The sequence below is a fragment of the Kosakonia sp. S42 genome (assembly GCF_016624785.1).
Classification (GTDB): Bacteria; Pseudomonadota; Gammaproteobacteria; order Enterobacterales; family Enterobacteriaceae; genus Kosakonia; species Kosakonia cowanii.
In genome coordinates, this window is record NZ_JACVTW010000087.1 from 1 (window position 1) to 642 (window position 642).

At 50.9% G+C, this 642-nt stretch carries 1 protein-coding gene and 1 pseudogene; one reads left to right on the forward strand and one right to left on the reverse strand.

The features are described 5' to 3' along the window. Positions 1–201 (forward strand): hypothetical protein (locus IAE50_RS26425; protein ID WP_234467360.1); only part of this gene is annotated, 201 nt, incomplete at its 5' end. Here the strand turns inward: IAE50_RS26425 and IAE50_RS26925 are convergent. Continuing rightward, a pseudogene (locus tag IAE50_RS26925) lies at positions 122–471 on the reverse strand (transposase). The gene IAE50_RS26425 and the pseudogene IAE50_RS26925 sit on opposite strands and share 80 nt — an antisense overlap. Positions 472–642 lie beyond the last annotated feature (171 nt).

The window sequence follows — 642 nt, forward strand, 5'->3', positions numbered from 1 at the left end:
TTAAACCATAGAAAATGCCTTATTCATATTAAAATCAACCGGGTCAGTCAGTACGCGCCAGATAATTCGGGTCAGTTTATTTGCCAGTGCGACCGTTGTTTTCAGAAATCCACGGCGGGCTTCAAGTTTTTGCAACCATCGCCCCGTGATTGTCATCACGCTTTTTTGCACATCGCATTACTGACCGGGCACCATGGATAATGAGCGTTCTCAGGCTCCGGTTGCCATTTTTCGTTACAGAAGACAGCCTTTTTTTCCGCCCGAACTGTGCTGACGAGGAACCAGGCCACACCACGCCGATAATTCTCGCCCACTCGAGAACTGAGTGGCATCAACTTCGCTGATAAACGCCGCAGCAATCAGGGGGCCTACGCCCGGGATTGTTAATAAATGACGGTACACGGTCTGTTGTGATGACAACGCTGCAATTTCACTGTCCAGACTGGCTATCAGTTCATTCAGCGCCTGCATATTTGCCCGCAATGAAGAGAGCAAATGGCGAAGAGTGAAGGTCAGGTTGTTTGAGGCATCTTCAATCAGCTCCGGCAGTTGTTGCTGGAGGTACTGGATCCCGGCGGGTATGGTAACACCATATTCAGCGAGCAGAGAACGGCGCTGGTTGGCCAGCGCCGTTCTCTGCTC